At 35.7% G+C, this 19571-nt stretch carries 18 protein-coding genes; 1 reads left to right on the top strand and 17 read right to left on the bottom strand.

Annotation, left to right across the window (positions count from 1 at the left end):
* Both H8700_RS01430 and H8700_RS01425 read right to left on the bottom strand, forming a co-directional pair.
* On the bottom strand, positions 1–767 hold a 767-nt coding region (locus H8700_RS01430), incomplete at its 3' end, for a ParM/StbA family protein (protein WP_249302497.1).
* Positions 768–1235: 468 nt separating this feature from the next.
* A complete protein-coding gene (locus H8700_RS01425; protein WP_249302496.1) occupies positions 1236–2333 on the bottom strand; it encodes a DEAD/DEAH box helicase in 1098 nt (365 codons plus the stop codon).
* Positions 2334–2391: 58 nt separating this feature from the next.
* Here H8700_RS01425 and H8700_RS01420 point away from each other — a divergent pair, with 58 nt between their 5' ends.
* Positions 2392–2886 (top strand): IS3 family transposase, encoded by a 495-nt coding sequence (locus tag H8700_RS01420; protein ID WP_283242156.1) that lies wholly within the window; start codon positions 2392–2394, stop codon positions 2884–2886.
* Positions 2887–2934: 48 nt separating this feature from the next.
* Here the strand turns inward: H8700_RS01420 and H8700_RS01415 are convergent, their stop codons facing one another.
* The 15 genes from H8700_RS01415 to H8700_RS01345 all read right to left on the bottom strand — a co-directional run bounded on the left by H8700_RS01415 (position 2935) and on the right by H8700_RS01345 (position 19439).
* Positions 2935–3630: a helix-turn-helix domain-containing protein gene (locus tag H8700_RS01415; protein ID WP_249302494.1), complete on the bottom strand. Its 696-nt coding sequence runs from the start codon at positions 3628–3630 to the stop codon at positions 2935–2937.
* A 32-nt stretch (positions 3631–3662) separates the two neighbouring features.
* Positions 3663–6392, bottom strand: coding sequence for an AAA domain-containing protein (locus H8700_RS01410; protein WP_249302493.1), 2730 nt, complete (start codon positions 6390–6392; stop codon positions 3663–3665).
* 10 nt (positions 6393–6402) lie between these two features.
* Positions 6403–6999, bottom strand: coding sequence for a histidine phosphatase family protein (locus tag H8700_RS01405; RefSeq protein ID WP_249302491.1), 597 nt, complete (start codon positions 6997–6999; stop codon positions 6403–6405).
* Positions 6996–7466, bottom strand: coding sequence for a GNAT family N-acetyltransferase (locus H8700_RS01400; RefSeq protein WP_249302489.1), 471 nt, complete (start codon positions 7464–7466; stop codon positions 6996–6998). The genes H8700_RS01405 and H8700_RS01400 overlap by 4 nt, the downstream gene beginning before the upstream one ends.
* Position 7467: 1 nt before the next feature.
* Entirely contained in the window at positions 7468–8274 is an 807-nt protein-coding gene (locus tag H8700_RS01395) for a GNAT family N-acetyltransferase (RefSeq protein WP_249302486.1), read from the bottom strand.
* A gap of 16 nt (positions 8275–8290) precedes the next feature.
* Entirely contained in the window at positions 8291–8731 is a 441-nt protein-coding gene (locus tag H8700_RS01390) for a GNAT family N-acetyltransferase (protein WP_249302477.1), read from the bottom strand.
* 20 nt (positions 8732–8751) lie between these two features.
* Complete coding sequence (locus tag H8700_RS01385; RefSeq protein ID WP_249302475.1) at positions 8752–9321, bottom strand: M24 family metallopeptidase; 570 nt, start codon at positions 9319–9321, stop codon at positions 8752–8754.
* Positions 9322–9404: 83 nt separating this feature from the next.
* The gene (locus H8700_RS01380) at positions 9405–9908 is read right to left on the bottom strand and encodes an NUDIX hydrolase (protein WP_330606261.1); all 504 of its coding nucleotides are present in this window, start codon (positions 9906–9908) and stop codon (positions 9405–9407) included.
* A gap of 159 nt (positions 9909–10067) precedes the next feature.
* Positions 10068–10430: an HD domain-containing protein gene (locus H8700_RS01375; protein ID WP_330606260.1), complete on the bottom strand. Its 363-nt coding sequence runs from the start codon at positions 10428–10430 to the stop codon at positions 10068–10070.
* A 65-nt stretch (positions 10431–10495) separates the two neighbouring features.
* Entirely contained in the window at positions 10496–11293 is a 798-nt protein-coding gene (locus tag H8700_RS01370; protein ID WP_249302472.1) for a hypothetical protein, read from the bottom strand.
* A gap of 3 nt (positions 11294–11296) precedes the next feature.
* Positions 11297–11743: a hypothetical protein gene (locus H8700_RS01365; protein WP_249302471.1), complete on the bottom strand. Its 447-nt coding sequence runs from the start codon at positions 11741–11743 to the stop codon at positions 11297–11299.
* Between the two features lie 275 nt (positions 11744–12018).
* The gene (locus H8700_RS01360) at positions 12019–14757 is read right to left on the bottom strand and encodes a hypothetical protein (protein ID WP_249302470.1); all 2739 of its coding nucleotides are present in this window, start codon (positions 14755–14757) and stop codon (positions 12019–12021) included.
* Positions 14744–17272, bottom strand: a complete 2529-nt coding sequence (locus tag H8700_RS01355) for a reverse transcriptase domain-containing protein (RefSeq protein ID WP_249302469.1) — start codon at positions 17270–17272, stop codon at positions 14744–14746. The genes H8700_RS01360 and H8700_RS01355 overlap by 14 nt, the downstream gene beginning before the upstream one ends.
* 196 nt (positions 17273–17468) lie before the next feature.
* Positions 17469–17819 (bottom strand): DUF6061 family protein, encoded by a 351-nt coding sequence (locus H8700_RS01350; protein WP_249302468.1) that lies wholly within the window; start codon positions 17817–17819, stop codon positions 17469–17471.
* A 21-nt stretch (positions 17820–17840) separates the two neighbouring features.
* On the bottom strand, positions 17841–19439 hold the full coding sequence (locus tag H8700_RS01345) for a plasmid recombination protein (protein ID WP_249302467.1): 1599 nt from the start codon (positions 19437–19439) through the stop codon (positions 17841–17843).
* Between the last annotated feature and the right edge of the window lie 132 nt (positions 19440–19571).

Genomic DNA, 19571 nt, shown 5'->3' with positions numbered 1-19571 from the left:
GGTGTAGTCTTTAAGTTATACCCAAACTCACGGATTGAGTTATATACCTTATCAACAAAATCCTCTATCTCTGCCTTGATAATGGCAAAGTATTCATCATCAATATCTGACCTGCCATATCGCATGATGTTCTGTATCTCTGACTCGTCTACCTCTCCGTTAAGTTGTCTTACACACTGTTCATTGATAGAACGCATACAGGTAATAAGACCTTTTGGTATCGTCACGCACTTTGATTCATCCGGTGACTTGTTGATTACCGGCATAATGTCGATTGTCCAGCTACCGATATCTACTATCAGCGTTTTCTTTGCCATTGTAGGAATCTTATCCACTACTGCTGCATAACACTGAGGGAATACTGCCACATCATCAATTTCAATATGATATGACTCATTCTCATATTTGAAGTTTACACGCTTATTCTTTGTCAGGTACTTGATAAAGTCATTCTTCTCAGCTCCAAATCTTGTAAGTGGAAGTCCTACAGCAAGAAATACCTTTGCCTCTGCAAGACCTCTTCTTTTAAGTTCCTTAGCAACTGCTGCAAGAGTGAGAAGATAAAAGCTGTCATCTTCGACCTTGGTATCCTTTACTTCCTGCCTCACAGTTCCAACCTTATAGAACTTTCCTTCATACTCAAGTACATCACCGAAAAGTGCCGGAGTTGTTGTAATCTCCTTAACACCTGTGACAAATACCTGAGAGATTGTTTTCATCATTGACCAGCCATGATCAATGCCGATTACTTCTAACTTGTTATTCATGTTCCTTTCACTCCTTTTCTGTATTGTCTGCATTATTGTTTTGCAAAATTTCATATAATTACCCACACCCTTTCAAGTGCTCGGTTTTGTCAGATGCAAGAATATCTTCTGACCTGCCATAAAAATGCTTTCTCATTAATTCCTCATACAGTTCATCACTCTCTGCCTTAACTTTCATAAGACAGTAAAGAACCACTATACTAATAATGATTACGAACCAAATTAACACCTTGCCCATTCGACCACTCCTCTCAAATAAAAAGAGGACCAAACCAGCTGATGGAGTATTCCATCTCAAGTGCTAATTTAGTCCTCACTAAATGTTTTTGATATAAAAATTGTACCTAATCTAAGCGCACAGATTCACTCTCAGACTGATTGTGGACATCTGTGATGCTGACTTGAATTTTCGGTTTAATATTGCAGCGCTGCCCTATCTTTACCGCTAAAATGGTATAAAAATAAGGACTAAATTAGTGCTAACCCCTTGATTTTACTGGGTTTCTCTAACTTTGTCCTTATTATAACGCGCTCATCATCTAAAATAATACAATCAAATTCATCCGGTTTATATTTTTGCAAATGTGCATCTTTGTTCAATGTCTCAACAGTCGCGAATACATAATCTTTGCCATATTGATGATAACCTGCCCCCACTAATCCCATAGACACAGCATTACCAAAAACTCTTTGATAAGAATTTTTCGCCTGCGTTGCGAGTGTTGCTCTATGAACGAGAAATAACACCCGTTTAAATCCGAGTTCGCGCATAGCGAAAGCAGATGCATATGTTTTACCGGTACCTGTTGCACTGATCAACAATGCCCTTTGTTCATTATGCTGCAAAATTTTTCGAAGATTTGCGATAAAACGAACTTGCATGCTATTTGGTTTTAATCTATACCGCTCTAATGAAGTGACATTTTCCTCTTGTGCTATCCTTTTTTGCGTTTTGATAATATCATATCTTTGTTTGTATTCTTCATAAAATGTATCATACTCATATGCATATTTCGAATTCCAAAGCTCATCAAATTCTTGTAAAATATCTTCTGCCATTTCTCCCTGAAATGTCGAAACTAACTTCGTATTCCATTCACGATTTGTTGTGAGTGCGGCACTTGTCATATTGGAACTTCCAATAATAATGCGATATATTTCTTTTTCTTTGAAAATATAGCCTTTCGTATGAAAACCGTTATTTGCAGCTTTTGTATCATACATTTTGATCTTAACATTACTTAATGAATGTAACTTTTTCAATGCTAAAGGTTCACTAAAATCAAGATAATCAGAAGTCAGAATTTCTCCCGGAATCCCCTTTTTTTCTAGCTCTTTTAATGTTTGCAAAAGTGGTGTTACTCCACCAAGTGTAATAAACGCAACACTTATTTGAAACTTGTCACATTTCAAAAGTTCATCCTCGATTACAGAAAGAACTTTCTTACCTTCATTGTAATTATTTGAAACAAAATTCGGCTTATAGGATAACTCTGATGCAACATTTCCGTTAATGTATGCTGTTTCTAAGCCGCTTCGGATGAGTGATATTTTTTCTTCCTGCATGGATAGCCTCCGTTCTCTATTTTAGTCCAATGCATTTATTATATCACTAATCAGGGGAATGCAACATACTCATTTGGGGTTATACTGTTTATGTTCTAGTACCACTAGTAAACGATATTACCTCTGTATTGTAATGGATTTATTTTCACGCAAAGTCATCGCCTGGAACACTTCTGCAAAACCTGATGTTGATTTAGTAATGACTGCGTTCAAAAAAGCTTATGATAAAAGGAACTGTCCTAAAGGGCTTATGTTCCATTCTGATCGAGGATCTCAATATACTGCTTTTTCATTCAGGCAGTTATTGGATTCTCTTAATGTCGTGCAATCATTCTCAAAGAAAGGTTATCCCTTCGATAATGCTTGCTGTGAATGTTTCTTCAAATACCTCAAAAAAGAAGAAACTAACCGGAGAACCTATCACTCTTTGCAAGAGTTACAGCTATCCATATTTGAATATATTGAAGGATTTTACAACTCAAGAAGGCCTCACGGCTCTCTTGGGATGCTAACACCAAACGAAAAAGAAGAACTCTTCTGGAATCAGGCTTAATGCCTCGTTCCAGAAAGATTTTTCTAATAATCGTGTCCACTTACTTGACTATAGTTCAAAATATTCCAATGTATCTACAAACATATTTGCATCAAACAATTCTTTTATCTGTTCCCGATTCATCCAAGCAACCTGTGCCACCTCATCTGTTGTGGCATTGCCTAAATCAACCTCCCCATCGTAATCAAACAGCCAAACATCCATAATATCATTAAAAATTTTTCCATCAATGATTTTTCGTGTCTTTGTAAAAAGTACTTGTCCATTTTCCGGCATCAAATCAACTCCAACTTCTTCCTTTGCCTCTCGAATTGCTCCTAATAAACTGTCCTCACCTTTTACAACCGAACCACCTACACATTCCCACATCAAAGGGTATGTCGGTCTGTTTGCAGAACGCTGCGAGATAAGGTACTCTCCTTTAGAATTACGAATCCAGACATGCACCACCAAATGGTAGCCATCTATCGGTAACTGCTCGCCTCTGACATGATCTTTTCCCAGAAGCTCTCGGTTCTCATTATACAAATCCCATATTTCTGCATCCGGCACATACTCCACAATATCACCAAAGTCTGCATGTAAAGTTTTGCAGATTTTGCTAAGAATTGCTAGGCTCACCTCTTCATCACGGCGAAGCTTTGTCATTGTGTTAGGGGCAATTTCTGCCTTTTTACGCAAATCTGATTTGCTCATTTCTTTATCCACTAATAATTTCCATAATCGTTTATATGATACAGCCATAATATCATCTCCCATTTTATTACCTGTTTCGGTTATCCAACCAACTTATCCAACATCTCGATAATCTTTTCTTTCTCACCACTACCATTAGTCATAAATCTCAGTAATGGAACTTCATACAGCTCCATTATATGATTTTTCAATAAATCTCTTGAAGCCTGAACGGTATCCTCTTTATGGTATTCATATCCGTCAACCTCAATCGCCAACACAGGCTTTTTACCAATTCTGTTGTAAAGCAGAAAATCTAAATGTGTTGCCGGATTCATTGCATACTGACATTCCTGCTCATTTAATAATTCTGGATTCTTAATCAACATATTCAATGGAAAATGACAAACAACATCTAAGCTTGAATACTTGTTAGCGGAGATAATGTCCTCTATCAATGAATACATTAGATTTTCCGAATCATATTCTGATACTTTTTTGTGCTTCTGCAAGTATACCCTTCTTTCCTCAGTATACTGCTTGTAAAGGTAATCAAAAATCGAATAAATCTTGCTTTCAGTAACCTCAAAATTATTATACTGAATATAATCAATCAAATCTGTTATATTGTGCTCTTTTGATTGCTCATTTCCAGTTACAACCAACATCAATTTCTTTTTGGCTCTTGATACAGCAACATTGATTAAATATGGATCATCTGCAAAATCAGATATTTCATCATCCACGGTAGATATAATAATATTCTCTTTCTCCTTGCCCTGGAACTTATGCACTGTAGCAGCATCAATACCTGTTATCTCCTTGCTTAATGCTTCTACCTGATTTTTGTACGGTGCAATAATTCCGGTTTCTTCCGGATTTGAAACATATTTTGGTATAATCTCATTTTTAATAACATCTATCTGGCGCTGGCTATAATGGTTACGCTCATGATTTCCCGCTACCGTTTTTACTACCGATAAAACATCCTCTTCACCCTTATCCGTTGTCATAATAATCAATTCACCACGATAGAATTTCTGGTTACAGAAATTGATTATTTTGGGGTGACACCTATAATGTTCCCGCAACAATGTTTGTGTTACATTTGGCATAACATCCAAAATGGATTGCAGAAAACTGTTTGTATACTGATATCCTTCACTCACATTAAAACTGTCAAATATAGATTTTGCCTTGGCCTTTATATCATCTGTAACAACATTAGGAAGTTGCTTGGTATCACCCACAATAACAACATTCCTTGCGCAGGACAATGCCAACGCACCAGTTGCAATATCTACCTGTGACGCCTCATCCATGATAAGGTAATCATACACCACATCTGAATTCAGGCTGTTTCTTGATGAAAATGTTGTACTTAATATAACCGGATACTCAGCCAATACATCGTATGGTTCCTTCCACAAATTATCTTCACTAAAAGTTTTCCTACTACTGTTACCTTCATATTTCCTTGCCAGTTTGTCTTTTAGGACAACCATTGACTGATTGCATAAATCCTCAAGCAAATTTTTATTAACACCATTTAAATACTTTTCAATATCTGCAATTTCCGCAGACAACTCCGCCTGCTTCGCACAATAATACATTGCCTGAAAGGTTGTAATTATCTTTGAAATATCCTGCTTATAAATGCCCCAATTGGTTACTCCATATTTAAATAAGGCTTTTATCTTAAACCAAAATCCTATTGCCGTTTTCTCTTCTGAAATCAACTGGCACTCCTGCCACAATACCATCCATTGCTTTGAAGATAGATTTTTCTTAAACTTAATACTATCTGTATGAACATCTGATTCTTTAGCATATTGATTGAAATATTCCTGTTCAGTAACCAACTGTGAAAGTTCCTGCCTTAAACACGCTAATTTTTCCTGCTTATCAAAAACACTTTTTAACTGACTGGATTGCTCTGCTATTTCCTTCTGCAAAACACCTGGATCTTCTCCCATTTTCCACGACGAAAAATCGGGATAAGCAGCGTTCTGATGCTCAACAAATAATTTCTTATTTTTAGAACTTCCTAATGTTGCAGCTATAAAACCCAAATTGTATTTTGGAGAAGATAATTTTTCATATACATTTTCTGTTGCCGAATTATTATTGGATACTATCTGTACCGTTTTCCCTTGCATTAATATATTGGCAATAATATTCAATATTGTTTGTGTCTTCCCTGTTCCTGGAGGCCCCTGTATAACACTAATCTGATTCTCCAGGGCATTTTTTACAGCCTTATACTGACTGTTGTTGCATCCAAATGGGAAAATTGGAATATATTCACGTCCTGCTCTTTTTCCTTGCAATGATGATGGACTCAAATACTTTGCTAGAGCTACATCACTACCCACAAAAGAAATCTTGTCAAACTTCTTAGACAATAATTTTTCACCAGTCTCTTCATTCTTAAGATTACTCAAACCTGCAATTTGCTTTATATATTCAAATACATTTGATGACTGACTCTGGGCAAGACATGACTCTATAATATGCAAGTCGTTCCGACGATAATTTCTTTCACTACCATTGCCAAAACAAATGTGCCAATAAGACTCACTTCCGCTTCTAAATACATATATTGCATTAACATCAAAGAACTCTCGTCCTTCTCTGCTAATCCGATACATGTTAGGATTCAAAACTTCCGGATCAGTCAACTTTTCCACATTCAAATATGCATACGAGTATGTTTTTCCATTATTGAATTTTACATCCCATTTTTGGGTATTTCTATTGTAACCACATGACATTATTTCGGATGTCTTTATTTCCCCCTTGATAATGACCATATAATATCGTGTATTCATCTATTCCTCACTACTTCTTATCCGCACGCTGCTTGCCCTTAAATTCCTTCTGCACATGGCAATGTTCCTGTTTGCCAACCAACTTATCGCCTTCAAAATCCAGTTCTATAATATATGGCATCCAATCTATAATTCTCAGAAAATCTTCACATCCAAAACTATTGTCATAAAAATTCAATATCGTACTAAGGGCAGTACCATGGGTTCCTATAACAATATCTTTATCCGTATTATCTGATAAAATCTCATTCAGTGTCTCTATGTTACGTTTTTGCACCATAGCAATGGACTCTCCACCTTCTTCATGATAATTATGATCAGCCCACCGTTTTGGGAACATTCCGTGGTTGTTTCCATTAGGTCCCTTTTCGCGCTCCACCAATCTCTCATCTGTTATAATCTCTTTTGTAAAAAAATCTGCTGCCTTTGCAATGGTATCCATGCTGCGTTTATACGGACTACAATCAAATGCATCTATTTTCTTATCCTTCAAAAATTCCAGAACAATTGCAGAATCTTTCTTACCTTCTTCCGTCAAAGGTCTTGTCCTGTCTTCTTCCCAATCGTGTTCTGGCTGTGCGTGACGCACGAAATACACTCTTGTCATTTGATCAGCTCCATTTCATCTTCCATTTTCACAAATCCATATCTCTCATACAAAGGTCGTCCCATATCCGTCGCTTCCAACGCAATCTGTAACACATCCTGTTTTTTCGCATCCTTAACCAGTAAATCTAACATATGAAGCGCGATTCTTTGTCTGCGATATTCAGGTGCCGTATACATATTCATAATGTAAGCCTTTTTACCTGTTGGATTATGGTAGGTGGGCATTACCTGATAAAAACTGACACCACCTGCACCGATAAATGCCCCGTTATCATACACCAGATACGCAATATGCTCACCGGTTTCCAACGCACGCCTATAATATGCATATGATTCCTCCTCCACAACTGACATATCCTCATCATCTGACAACTTATTTGCTGCACGAAGGACAACAATCCTTGTTCTTACCAATTCGTCTAAATCTTCCATTGTTGCTCTTTTATATTCAAATCTTTCTAACATCCTACACCTCAACTAACAAAGACTCTCCTTTAGAATAATCTCCACTTGTCCATTGCCATTTTTCAGAAAGTTCTATTTTCCCGTTTTCTTGTACAGTTGGCACACTATGGCACTTACCTGTCTTTATTTGCATATTCTGATTCATGTGGTGATACACAAAATCAAGTTCCCCATTACATAAAACCGATCCAATCAACGAACCTTTTAATATATCTCCACCGCTATATTCAGCCCACAATAGATTTCCATTCTGATGATATGTAAAGTTGGTCTGTTCACCAACCTCACCGTTTTCAGAATTCATTTTGGGGATAAATTTTCTTCCATCATAATTTATATCTGTCGAGATTTTATGAAGTTCCTTTTCCATAACCTCATACGCAAGTATCACTCCATTTTCCACAGGATAACATTCATGCTTTACAGTTGAAAAGCCCAGCTTTTCATAAAGTGCTGCTGCCGGCAGTGAAGCATCCAGATATTCCTTATCGTATTTTTCGCTAATCTGAACTTCGATATTTTTCATAATAAATGTACCATATCCCTTTTTCTGGTGTTCCGGCAGGACATAGATTCTTGTGATATGATTATCCACAAAACAACCTGTTGCTACGATTGTTCCATCTATTTTTAGCACACTTACATAACCATTTTTAATATCCTTTTCTATAGCATCCTCACTGTGATGTCCGTAGAAAAAATCTACTACTTCCATTGGATAATACTTCGGATATATTGTTTTTATTGTATGCTGCACCACATTGTACACAGCCTGTATATCTTCTGGATTTGCTAATTCATATATCATAATCTTGCTCCTTATTTTACATATCAATCCACTGTATAAATGCAGTCTTGTCAGAACTGTTATAACCGGCATCTCGATAGAAATTCAATGTACTTTCTTCCTTTGAACCTGTAAGCAACATCATCTTGTAGCAATGATTCTCTTCTGCAATTTTCTTAGCAAAATTTAGGCGATCTGTAGCATAACCTTTCTTTCGATACTCCCCATGTGTTACCACATTTTCAACAAATGCATATGGACGAACATTTCTTGTGAGATTGGGAATAATCACACATACGCAGGATGCCACGATCTTGCCATCAATCTCACAAACAATAAGATGGTGATTTACATCATTCATAAGATTATTCCATATGCTTCTTAAATGCTGTGAATCTTCCGGTATACTTTTTTCATGAAGATACAGGTAAAGCTGTAATATTTCATCTAAATCATTTTTGTTTGCTTCTCTAATCATTTTTTCATCCAATCTATATCTTAAAGTTTCATCAGCCCATTTTCATCAAAGTAATAAATATTCTCTTTCTTATATCCATACTTTGAATCTGGAAATGCTATGTGCGGTTCAAATGTAAAATACTTTACATCGCCAAACTTGGTCATATTACCTTTTTCAATGTAAACTCTATCACCTTTGGTTTTTACAATGGAATGCCCCAGATTGCCCATAAAATCAAGATTCACAAATCCATTTTCCACTATGAACTCATTCATGTGATAGTACAATTTCTCAAAGGTTGTTTCCTTCGTAGCAAAACGTAACAATTCCGCATGTAATTTCTCTTCCATCTGGAGACCACGTTTCCATTCCAGATTTTCAATCATCCCTATATCCTCTACAACCTTGCCATTCTCCATAATAATAGTTCTTGCATAATCTCCCCAGATATTACCTGCCTGTGGACTTAAATCAATGGTTATTATATCGTTGTTTCCTATAACTCTATCCGAAGTTACATACTGCTTACCAGATACAGAAACGCATGTTTCATCTCCTGCAAATACAAATGCACCAACATCCCAATACCAGAACGAATCTGCACCCAACTCTAACAGTTTTCCTCACATTGCTTTCGAATCTCGAGTAAATTCATTCCCGGCTCGATAGTATTCTTTATGTATTCTATAGTCTATTTTGCTGCCAGCTGTATCTGGCTGTAAGACTGCGTTTCTATCTGCAGATACTTTTCAATCAATTTAGACTGAATCAGCGGATACGTCCAGTTTTGGGGCAACTCATCCATAAGTTCAACCTTCTTCATCTCACTTTCCAGCTTACCAGCAAATTCCGTTATTTCTGCAAAACATAATAATCCAAATGTTTCCTCACCGGTCTCATTTACACTATTCTTACCCGTAACGGAATAAACACATATTGGATTAATATCAAACTGTATGGCACCTGTTTCTTCCTGAAGTTCTCTCTTAGCAGTTTCCAAAATATCTTCTCCCACTTCACGATGACCTCCCGGAGCCTCATAGGTATCTCGCTCCTTATGTTTGCAAAATACCCACTTGCCATTGCTCTGCGAAATAATTACTGCAAATTTCAATAGTGAATCATCTACTGTATCATAAAATTTTACTTCCAACATATCACTTTTCTCCTTCCCATTCTGCCATAAACTCTTCAAGAAAGTCCTCCATAACAGCTTATCTATGCTCAGCCATTTTCTTTGCGGACTCAGTATTCATCATATCTTTAAGCAGCAAGAGTTTTTCATAAAAGTGATTAATACTTGTAGAATTATGGTTCTGCTGATAATCTGCCTTATTCATATTAGTCATAGGTTTTATATCCGGATCATGTATTCTTCTTCCTTTACTACAGCATATGCAAATGTCCCTGCTATTCCAATCGCTCTCATTGCATCCAGCCTGTCTGCATCCTGTACACATTTTCCCTCTATCGTGCTTGGCACAACAGAATCTATTCCTGCAAATGAAACTTCATTTATAATCTTACACGCATAAGCTATAACTTTATCATCCACGCCACTATTTTTCATAAATCCAACTGCATTTTTCTTTGCCTCGTGTGTTTCCGATAAAAGCTTAACATCATCTACATCGTGTAATAAGGCTGCTAACTGCACAATCAACATATCCGCATTTTCTTGCTCTGCAATCTGCATAGCCAAACGATAAACCCTCATACTTTCATTTTGACCTCTGTTTTCATGTACCACATTTTATATGTTATCACAGAATCACTACATCATCAATAACAATCGCAACTTCTTGCGATTGTTTCCCGATTTGCAATATATAATTCAGGTACGTAAAGTAAATCTGGGATATGCAGAGGAATCATCTCTCTGCCCCTATTCCACATCTTATCTTCCACTTTATCTTTACCAGCATCTCTGCCAACACTCTCTTCATAAATCTTCTGGAATTCCTCATAAAGCTCATCCCCATCCAGCTTTATTCCAAGTTTTTTCATTACATCCGAAAACAACCTTATGTTTCCACTAATATCAGCAATATCAAATCCGAATATATCTGCCTTAACAGAATCACTGACATTCTCATAACCACCAAGCTCTGATATTCTTCTGACAATCCAGTCAGCTTTGTCCACAGGTTCAGTTTCTCTAGTTTCCACAAATTCATTTTTATCTGTTACATCAGTCATACTTTCACCAACTCTTTCCACATTCACGTCAGACAAATTAAGAATCTCTGGTATTTCTATGCCATCTAAATCATTCTGTTGTTTTCTAACTCCATCCGTTGGCTCTTTCTGTCTACCTATTTCATTCTGATAATTATCTGAATTCATTACCTCAACATTTGCATCAGTCTCAATAACTACTGCCGCTCCTTCCTCAACCGCAGTCTTTTCTTCCATCCTCGGTATTTCAATCTCTCTATCAGCAACAATCTCCTCATTCTCCGACACCGCATAATAAGCCGTATACAAATCTTCTTTTATAATTCCATCAGCAAGCTGTATCTGCCTCTTAATCTCTCTCTTCTCCTGCTTAAGCTCGTCCAGTTCTTCCTGCACTTCCACGTGCTATATCTGATATTCATGATACTGCTCATCCGTCTTAATCTTCCGTTTCCAGCTAGAGCTTTCTCTATATATCTCCTTCTGTCTGCCCTCAATCTGCTGAATCTTTTCTTCCTGCTCACTTATGAAATCCACCAGCTCCACAACACTTTTACTGTCATTATTCACAAGCAGCAGATATTCGTCCTGTAACCGATGAAACCTCTTCAAATCCTCTGTATACTTTACTCCACTGACTACAAAACACTTCTGTTCTACAATCCTTAGCCTGTATAACTTTGCATAAAATTTCTTTTGGAATGGTGACAGCTCCGCCTTATGCAATCCTCTGATATCTGACGAAGAAAGGTAAGGCTTAGCAGTAAATCTTCCATATGGTCCAGCACCATTAACAGAAAAAAGACATCTGCCAAAATCATACAGATGCCTCAAAGAAAGATAATTTAACACAAACCTACACTGATTTGCCACCGAAACGATGTGATATAGAGTAGTTGCTATTAGTAGCAAAATAGTAGCAGAGGAAAAGAAAAAGTCCTGGAAGCCGCTTGCTTAACGGGTTCCAAGACTTGTGGCTACTATTCAAACTCTTGGGCGGAGAGATTTATCTGGCTGTTTTGTGGTACACATTTGTGCATTTTATTCTTCATATTCATCTTATTTTGCATTTTTGTGTACCTCGTCTAAAATTTTTAGAGCCAAAATGGAGCCATCAAACATCCAAATCACTTTTGGCTTTTCTTAATTTCATCTTTTTTTACAAACATACAAATCGCCATCTTGGGATTGTTTAACATTGTTACCGGAAATACATTCATCTTAGGCATATTAAATTCACGCACTACAGTATATACATTTGCTTTAGGAGCAAAATGAGGCCATATTTCTTTTACTTCTTTCATAATCTGAGTTGCTTGTTTTGTTATTTGCCTTTCATAGGAAACCACACCTGAATTAATATGCTGTTCATTAAGAAAATCTTCAACTGCCTTTTTCCCTATTTCAGTTCCATAATATCCGTGTATCTCTATTGTGCAATTATTCTTTTTAATAACAGACTCTAATGGAACCTCAACACGTTGTTCTGGTGCAACATCTGAACCATTTTGTTTGATAAAATATTTCTGTCTACTTGCTCTTACCTGTTCTACTTTTCTCTTTTCACTTTCGTCCGTAACATCAAGATTCAGATAGGCCTTCAGCATTCTTATAGTTGCTGAACCGCATTCAAAATTATCACAAAGAAATACAATGTTATTAATCCGATTGTCATTGTAATAGAACCCATCTTCTTTCAACACTAGCATATAATTATACATATCATTTGACTCTCGAACACTTTTGGCTTTCAAATATGTTTCGTATATACTTGTAAGCACACTATCACTTTCTCGCCCATCCTTAGGAACATATAATGTATTTACATCCTTTCGTATAAATTTTTCATCACGATTAATTTCTGAAAATTTCAACTTCTGATGATGCATAAATATTTTCAAATAACTCCCTATCTTTACCTTATCAATTTCTGACCAAAGCAAATTATGTATTAATCGGTAATATACTTGTGAATCGAAATCACAAAAGTATCTTTTTCCCACTTCCTCCAAAGCAGCTCTTTGAAGTAGCATCATATCGACAATGTCATCATACTGTGTCCGACTTATTTCAGAAGCCGTTTCCAATGTAAGATAATTCTTACTCTGAGTTTTTTCAAGTGCTGACAACATCTTTAACAGAGTCTGATTGCAAACAACGCCACTTTGTTTCTTATTGTTATATAACAAATAATACTCATCACCACTTCCCCAAATCTCTTCAATCAATCCTTCTGGATCATCAAGAACCTCTGTGTCTATCAATAATTGGGTCATTTCTGTATCTTGGCTAAACTTTTTCCCTACAACATCGCTGACTAAATCTACAGCCAAAATAAATTTTCCTTCACTATCCTCTTGAACTTTACCATGCAAAACATACCATCCTGTTGGATTTTTGCATCCTATAATCTGATACATCCAACTATTATCGCTCTTTAAAGGATAAAAATCCAATGGTTCTATTTCGTGCTCTTCAATGTTTTTCTCCCTTGAATTTTTATTTTTCTTATAAGTAATGGCACAGTATTCATTTTCTCTTTGCCATTGCCCTGCTATAAATGTCAAAGCTTCTACAGAATCAGAGCAATGCTCCACCCAATTTTTCAACACTTGACTTTGATACCATTCACTTGAATTTAATTCATCCACCCCAAGTCCATTCACTCCTACATTCTCATTTTGAAGAAGCATAATAGCTAAACCAAATGCCACTCTATTCATCACACACTCTTTGCAAACTTTAAGTGCCGAACTCCTGTATTCACGTAACGCATCTATTAAATGTTCTTTTTCGTAAATTGTGCCCGTCTTATTTTTTAACCATCCTTTTACTATTTTATTATCATTATAACAGAATGGATTAACTGGTAATAAAGAGCCATCCGCTTTCTTAATAATAGAATATTCAAAAAGAATATTATATGCCCTTTTATCAAAAAACAACCTCAAAAAAGCCTGTCTTCCCTCTTCAGTTTTTAGAATATCAGAATGATCTTCCAATGAATCGCTTTTCTCCAAATCATATTCCACAAAAAAACCTATTTTATTCCTATGATAATCTTTTTCCTCTTCGATTGTTACTCCATCTATTTCCCATAAAGGCTTTCCTTCAAAATATTCTCGGCTTTTATGCCTTACAAGAACTTTATTTGTCATAGCATCATAAAAAATCATAACTCCATTTTTCTGATAATTAAGTAAATCCAACGTATCTATTATATACCCAGAAGTGTTAAGATACTTAATAAATCTTAAATTGCACTGGTCAATTAGTGTCTGAAGAATTTTCTGTTTATCTTCACTATTAACAAATAATCTAACAGCAAGTTGAAGAATATGTATCTGATATATTCCCAAGGGATTATTAATATCTACAAATTCTGGTCTTTCAACAACTTTTGCTATCATATTATGAATAGGAAAAAAATATTGTTCGTTTTCTTTAATATCAAAAACAAAATAAATATTATCTAATTCCTGTATAAGAATCTGTATAGAGTTTTGAAGCAACTCATCCTCTATTCTCCAAACATCCCCAGTCTTACCATGTATTTTTAATTCATGTAAAAACCATACTGTGGTCAAATTACTATCATATCGTTCCTTTTTAGTCGCTTCTACACCAATCTGTTCAATATTCTCAAATGTCTGTAATAGTTCTTCTACTATGTCTTGTGGAACATTTCCTTCATACATAGATTGACAATACTGAAGCAATTGGCAGTACACTGCTGCAACCAGTAATCTATTCTCCGATAATTCTTGTGGTGTACATGATTTTAATTCTTCAATTGTTTTCAATATTATTTTTCTTTCGTGTTGTCCTGCTTGCAACACCTGTAAATATATCTCAAGCTTTTTCATCTGACACCTCCGCAGTAATTAATCTCAAAGCATTTATGATTATTTCGTCATCCTTCTTCATTTTTGTATCAAACAATTTTTCTATATATTCATGCTTAATCCTTTCGAAAAGAGAGGGAGCAATCACATGATCTTGCACAGCATAATACAGCGAATGTACAAAATTGCTAAAATTTAACGAATCAAGTGATATAAGTTCTAACTCCTCATTATCCAAAATAAGCTTCATATATCTTTCATTTTTAAATAAAAATTCATAAAATTTTCTAAAATTGCTCCCTCTACCATTGCAACTTTTCAAAATATCTTCACGATAGTAATCTAAGCACCAACTTTGTGCCTCTGAAAATGTATTTGTGCCAAATATATATCCCAAAGAACCTACATTAAATGGATTTTTCATTAAATAATTCTTTAATTTTTTTCGTCTTTCTTCTTCAACAAGAATTCCTGTATATTCATTTTCCTTTAATTCATAGTTAAAACTATCTTGATGAAGAAGTTCTCTTCTATCTTCGTCATTTATAGAACTAATTTTTCCAAAATATTTGGTTTTATCATAATTTATGGGGAGTCCCGCTGATGGAAGTGTGCCAATTAAATAATCATACATTGCCTTTCCATCAAAATCTGGTTCACAAAAAAAGACAATATCATCAACATAACGATACATATAAAATCCGCTATTTTTAAATTGCTGACACATAGACTCTAATAATTGATTCAAAAACATCTCAGCAATAATCCTTGCATAGGCTGGTCCCTGTGGAACACCAATCCGTCGTCCATTCTGTAACTTTTTCATCAATATATCATTAAATTCCGTTAAAAAAACAAAAATATTTTTTGTTTCTTCATCCAGAAAATTTTCAAAAGACCTAAATACTGACACAAAATCAATATGATCATAAAAACCTTTTAAGTCTATATAAAACGCTTCATAATTATCCATAAAAGGGATTTCTGTAAATACTCTGATGTGATCTATAAATTTCCCCCATGATGAATACCAATAATAAAAAATTCTCTCTTGCGAAGTGTAAGATATATGATAACTAAATGATTTCCAATTTATTTTCATTTTGCTACACAATCGCAATGCAAGATTGGTTGTAATAACGCGATCTTTAGCAGAAAGTGATACCAATCTTCTTACCTTTTCTGATGATTCTTCTCTCTCATAAACTTTATATTCAGTTGGTACATATTCAATTTTTTCTCCTCTTACTATCTTTTCAATTATATCATCATAGTATTTTAAATCATATTGCCTCAAATTACATAACCTATTCCATATAGAAACATCCGGCACCTCATCATTATCTTTTAAATAAGCCTTTTCCTTTTTTACTGTAAGCCCAATATCAGAAACAGCCTTCTTCTCATTCAATTCCTCATACTGTACCAAAATATTTTGTTCCAAACCACATTTGCGCAGTAAATAATGTAAACTTGTCTCCTGTCCATCAAGGCTGCTTTCTATCTGCATTCCATAAATGTGATAAAGATATTCAAACGTAGCCGGGAAATATCTACCACCTACTTTTTCAATATTACTATATGTCTTATGTTCATCATAATTAGGGAATTTCCTAAACACATCTTTTACAAGCTGTGCATTCGAATCGCATAGATACAATGTTCCAAGTAACACAGTCCAATCTTGTGGCATTGCTAATCCTTGTTTCATTCTCAAAAAAATTTTTTTGAATACTTCCGTCTCTGATAAAATATCTATCACTTGATCCACTGTTATTTCTAATTTATCTACTAAACGATATTTTCTATATTTTAATTTTACCTCATCGCTTTGTGATATATCTATGCCCAATCTAATTGTAACTTTTTCTACATCATTTGGCTTATAATCCTCAAGTATCGTCAGCTGTTCTTGGAAGAACTTTTCTGACTCAGTATCATCTTTTTTCTGAAAAACTCTAGTAAAAAAAAACGATCTATCCCCAGACATGTGGCATGAAAGAGGGAATTTCACTTGTTTTCCAACTATATTATTGCGACTACTGTCTGTAGCTGGAAATCTATCAAGTCCCCACTCCTTACTTTCCATAATTCCATACAGTGCCGGACAACACTGCTCCAACTTACACACAATTCGATAGCCCAATTCCTTTGCTATCAGTTTATCAAATGTTATCCAAACATGAATACCTCTTCTTCCAGAAAACTCAAGCATGTAATTAATTTCAAATTCATCTAGCATCTGTATAAATGGAACAATACACTGATTATACAAAGAAAGTACGTTTGGCTCGACTTTATCTTTACAATCAAAGTCGAAACATATCCACTTAATTCTGTTTGTTTTATATCCCTGCTGATAACATCCCATAGACCCTTGTCTTTTAAGCATTTGTTCAATCACAAATGGTGACATAGGAAAATATTTTGTAATATATCGTCCATCATTTTGTTGAATTCCAGCTGCATAACTATTTACTACAAACAAACTATATTCCAACTGTGCAATATTCTTGATAATCTGATCTATTGTCACGATATTCACCTCACCACAAATTATTATATCCAAGCATTTTATCTGTTTAAATATTGAATGCAATTGATTATAAACACACTAATTTTTTAACCAATCTTCTTTCCTATTAATTAATATATCATATAATTTTTCTTTTTTCACGCCAAACAATTACTCAAAATGTTGACCTCCCGAATAATGATTTATTCATTAGTTTTCATCTCTCATACCTAAAAAACTCCCTAGCCATCATCTCCGCCGTAGCCCGGTTATACCCCTTCTTCAGATACCCTTGCACAATCGTCCCAAACATTCCCTTAACCATATCATCCTCAATATCACAATATGCCTGCATCTCCCCGGACAAAGCCATTGCCACATATTCTATTGGCTTGTTATCCAACAACCTATGCAGCTTCGCCAGTGACTGCTCTGTTATCCTCAGAACAGTCTCCACTTCTTCGCACTTTATACGCAACATATTTCCATCTGTAAACCACACCTCAGCATAGCCGTTATCCATGTTATAAACACATTCTACGATATTGTCCATTCGATTATCTTTCATATCATCAATCCATCCTTCCCATTATCTTTCCCCATAAGACCTGCCATACCTCCTTATCTGCTGCTCTGTACGCTCCTGTTCCTTTACCTTACGAATAATCGTATCAATCTGCTCTGCACCGGCATATCTCTTCACACGCTCCAGATCATCAGCCTTTTCCTGCAACAGCTCTGTCCTATCACTCATATCCCTAATCTTGCCCTTGTAAAACTCCACATCATCTGACAATCTCTTTTTTTCCTTCCTTAGCTGTAATACTTCCTCTTTTAGCCTTACACACTGGATTGTCAGATTCTTTATCAACGACTTCAGCTTATTCACAAATGGCATAACCACCTTATCCCGAAATGACTTAGCACTTGCAAATGCTCCCGGTTCCGGCAATTGCCACTCCGGTGCTTCATCATACTTTCTTACATCACGCTGTAATAACTGCTCCGACTGCACCATCTGCTCTATATGGCTCTTAAGTTCATTCTGTTGCTTTTCAAGTTGAACATTATTCTGTTGCAAATCATTGTATTTCTGTCTTAATACCTGATTATCAGATTTCAATGAATCATTCCTTTGCTCCAGAGTGTGATTGTCAGCAAATAACTGATCATTCATATTCTCCAATTTACTATTCGTATATTGTAAATCTTCATGCCTTTGTTCCAGTTCTTCATTATCGGTCTGCAACTGTAACTGCTTTTGCTTCAAATCATGATTATCCATACGAAGTCTATCTTTGCGACTCTCAAGCCTTGCATTTTCCATCCTCAAATCTTGATTACTTGCAAGCAATACTTCCTTCTCCTGTTGTGCCACAGCCCCTTCTTCTTTTGCCCTTTGCGTAGCCTCTTCTGCCAGTTCTTTTTCAGTTGTAGCATTCTTTAATTCCTGTTTCTTTACAGAAACCTCTTCTCCAAGCTGTGCAACCACCGAAGATATTTCCCGCTTCTGGCTATCCAATTCAGCTACTTCCCTTGCCCGCTCTTTCTTTTCAAATTCGAGCACCGACAAATGTTTCTCATGCGTACCCTTTTGCAACCATTCCACACCATATCGTTCCATGACTGTAGCAAGTTCCTGCTTCTCTGATGCAATCCACTGATTTAATTCGGTAGCACCTCTGGTGCCACCAGTGAAGCCTTCTTCCGCCAATGCAGATTTTAATGATACCCTTGTATCAAGTCCTCGCTTACTAGCTGTAATATATGGTACAAAATCAATATGCAGATGCGGTGTTTCTTCATCCATATGCAAATGTGCCGAGAATACATACAAGTTCGGATTTCTAGCTTGGAACTCATCCATAAATTTCGTTAAAATCCTTTTTGCCAACAATCCATCTTCACTTTTGGCATTCATATCATCTTTATTTCCAATCTGAAATATCACTTCATGAAATAACTTTTCCTGCTTTCCCCTTTTGATTTTTTCATAATAATTATCAATCACCCGATCTTTCCGTTTCTGTTTTGCATTATATCGTTCCAAAGCTTCGTCGAACAACTTATGATAAACCTGTTTAATATCTTCCTGGCGAAATTCCACATTATCAGCACTTCTGTTTTTATCTACATTCTTAGCTGTAAATGCTCTGGTATTATGGTTCACAGAACCTTTTCCGATCATTACACTTATCGTTTATAAATGTCAATATCAAAATGTACATTTTTGATCATTTAAGAATGTACAAGTTTGCTCATTCATCGTCCTGTATCATATATTCCCTTAAGCGGTACGATTTCCCAGTGATGTTTATTA

Source organism: Jutongia hominis (assembly GCF_014384965.1).
Classification (GTDB): domain Bacteria; phylum Bacillota; class Clostridia; order Lachnospirales; family Lachnospiraceae; genus Butyribacter; species Butyribacter hominis.
Note: the sequence above shows the minus strand (reverse complement) of the source record. Positions and strands in the feature narration are given on the sequence as shown.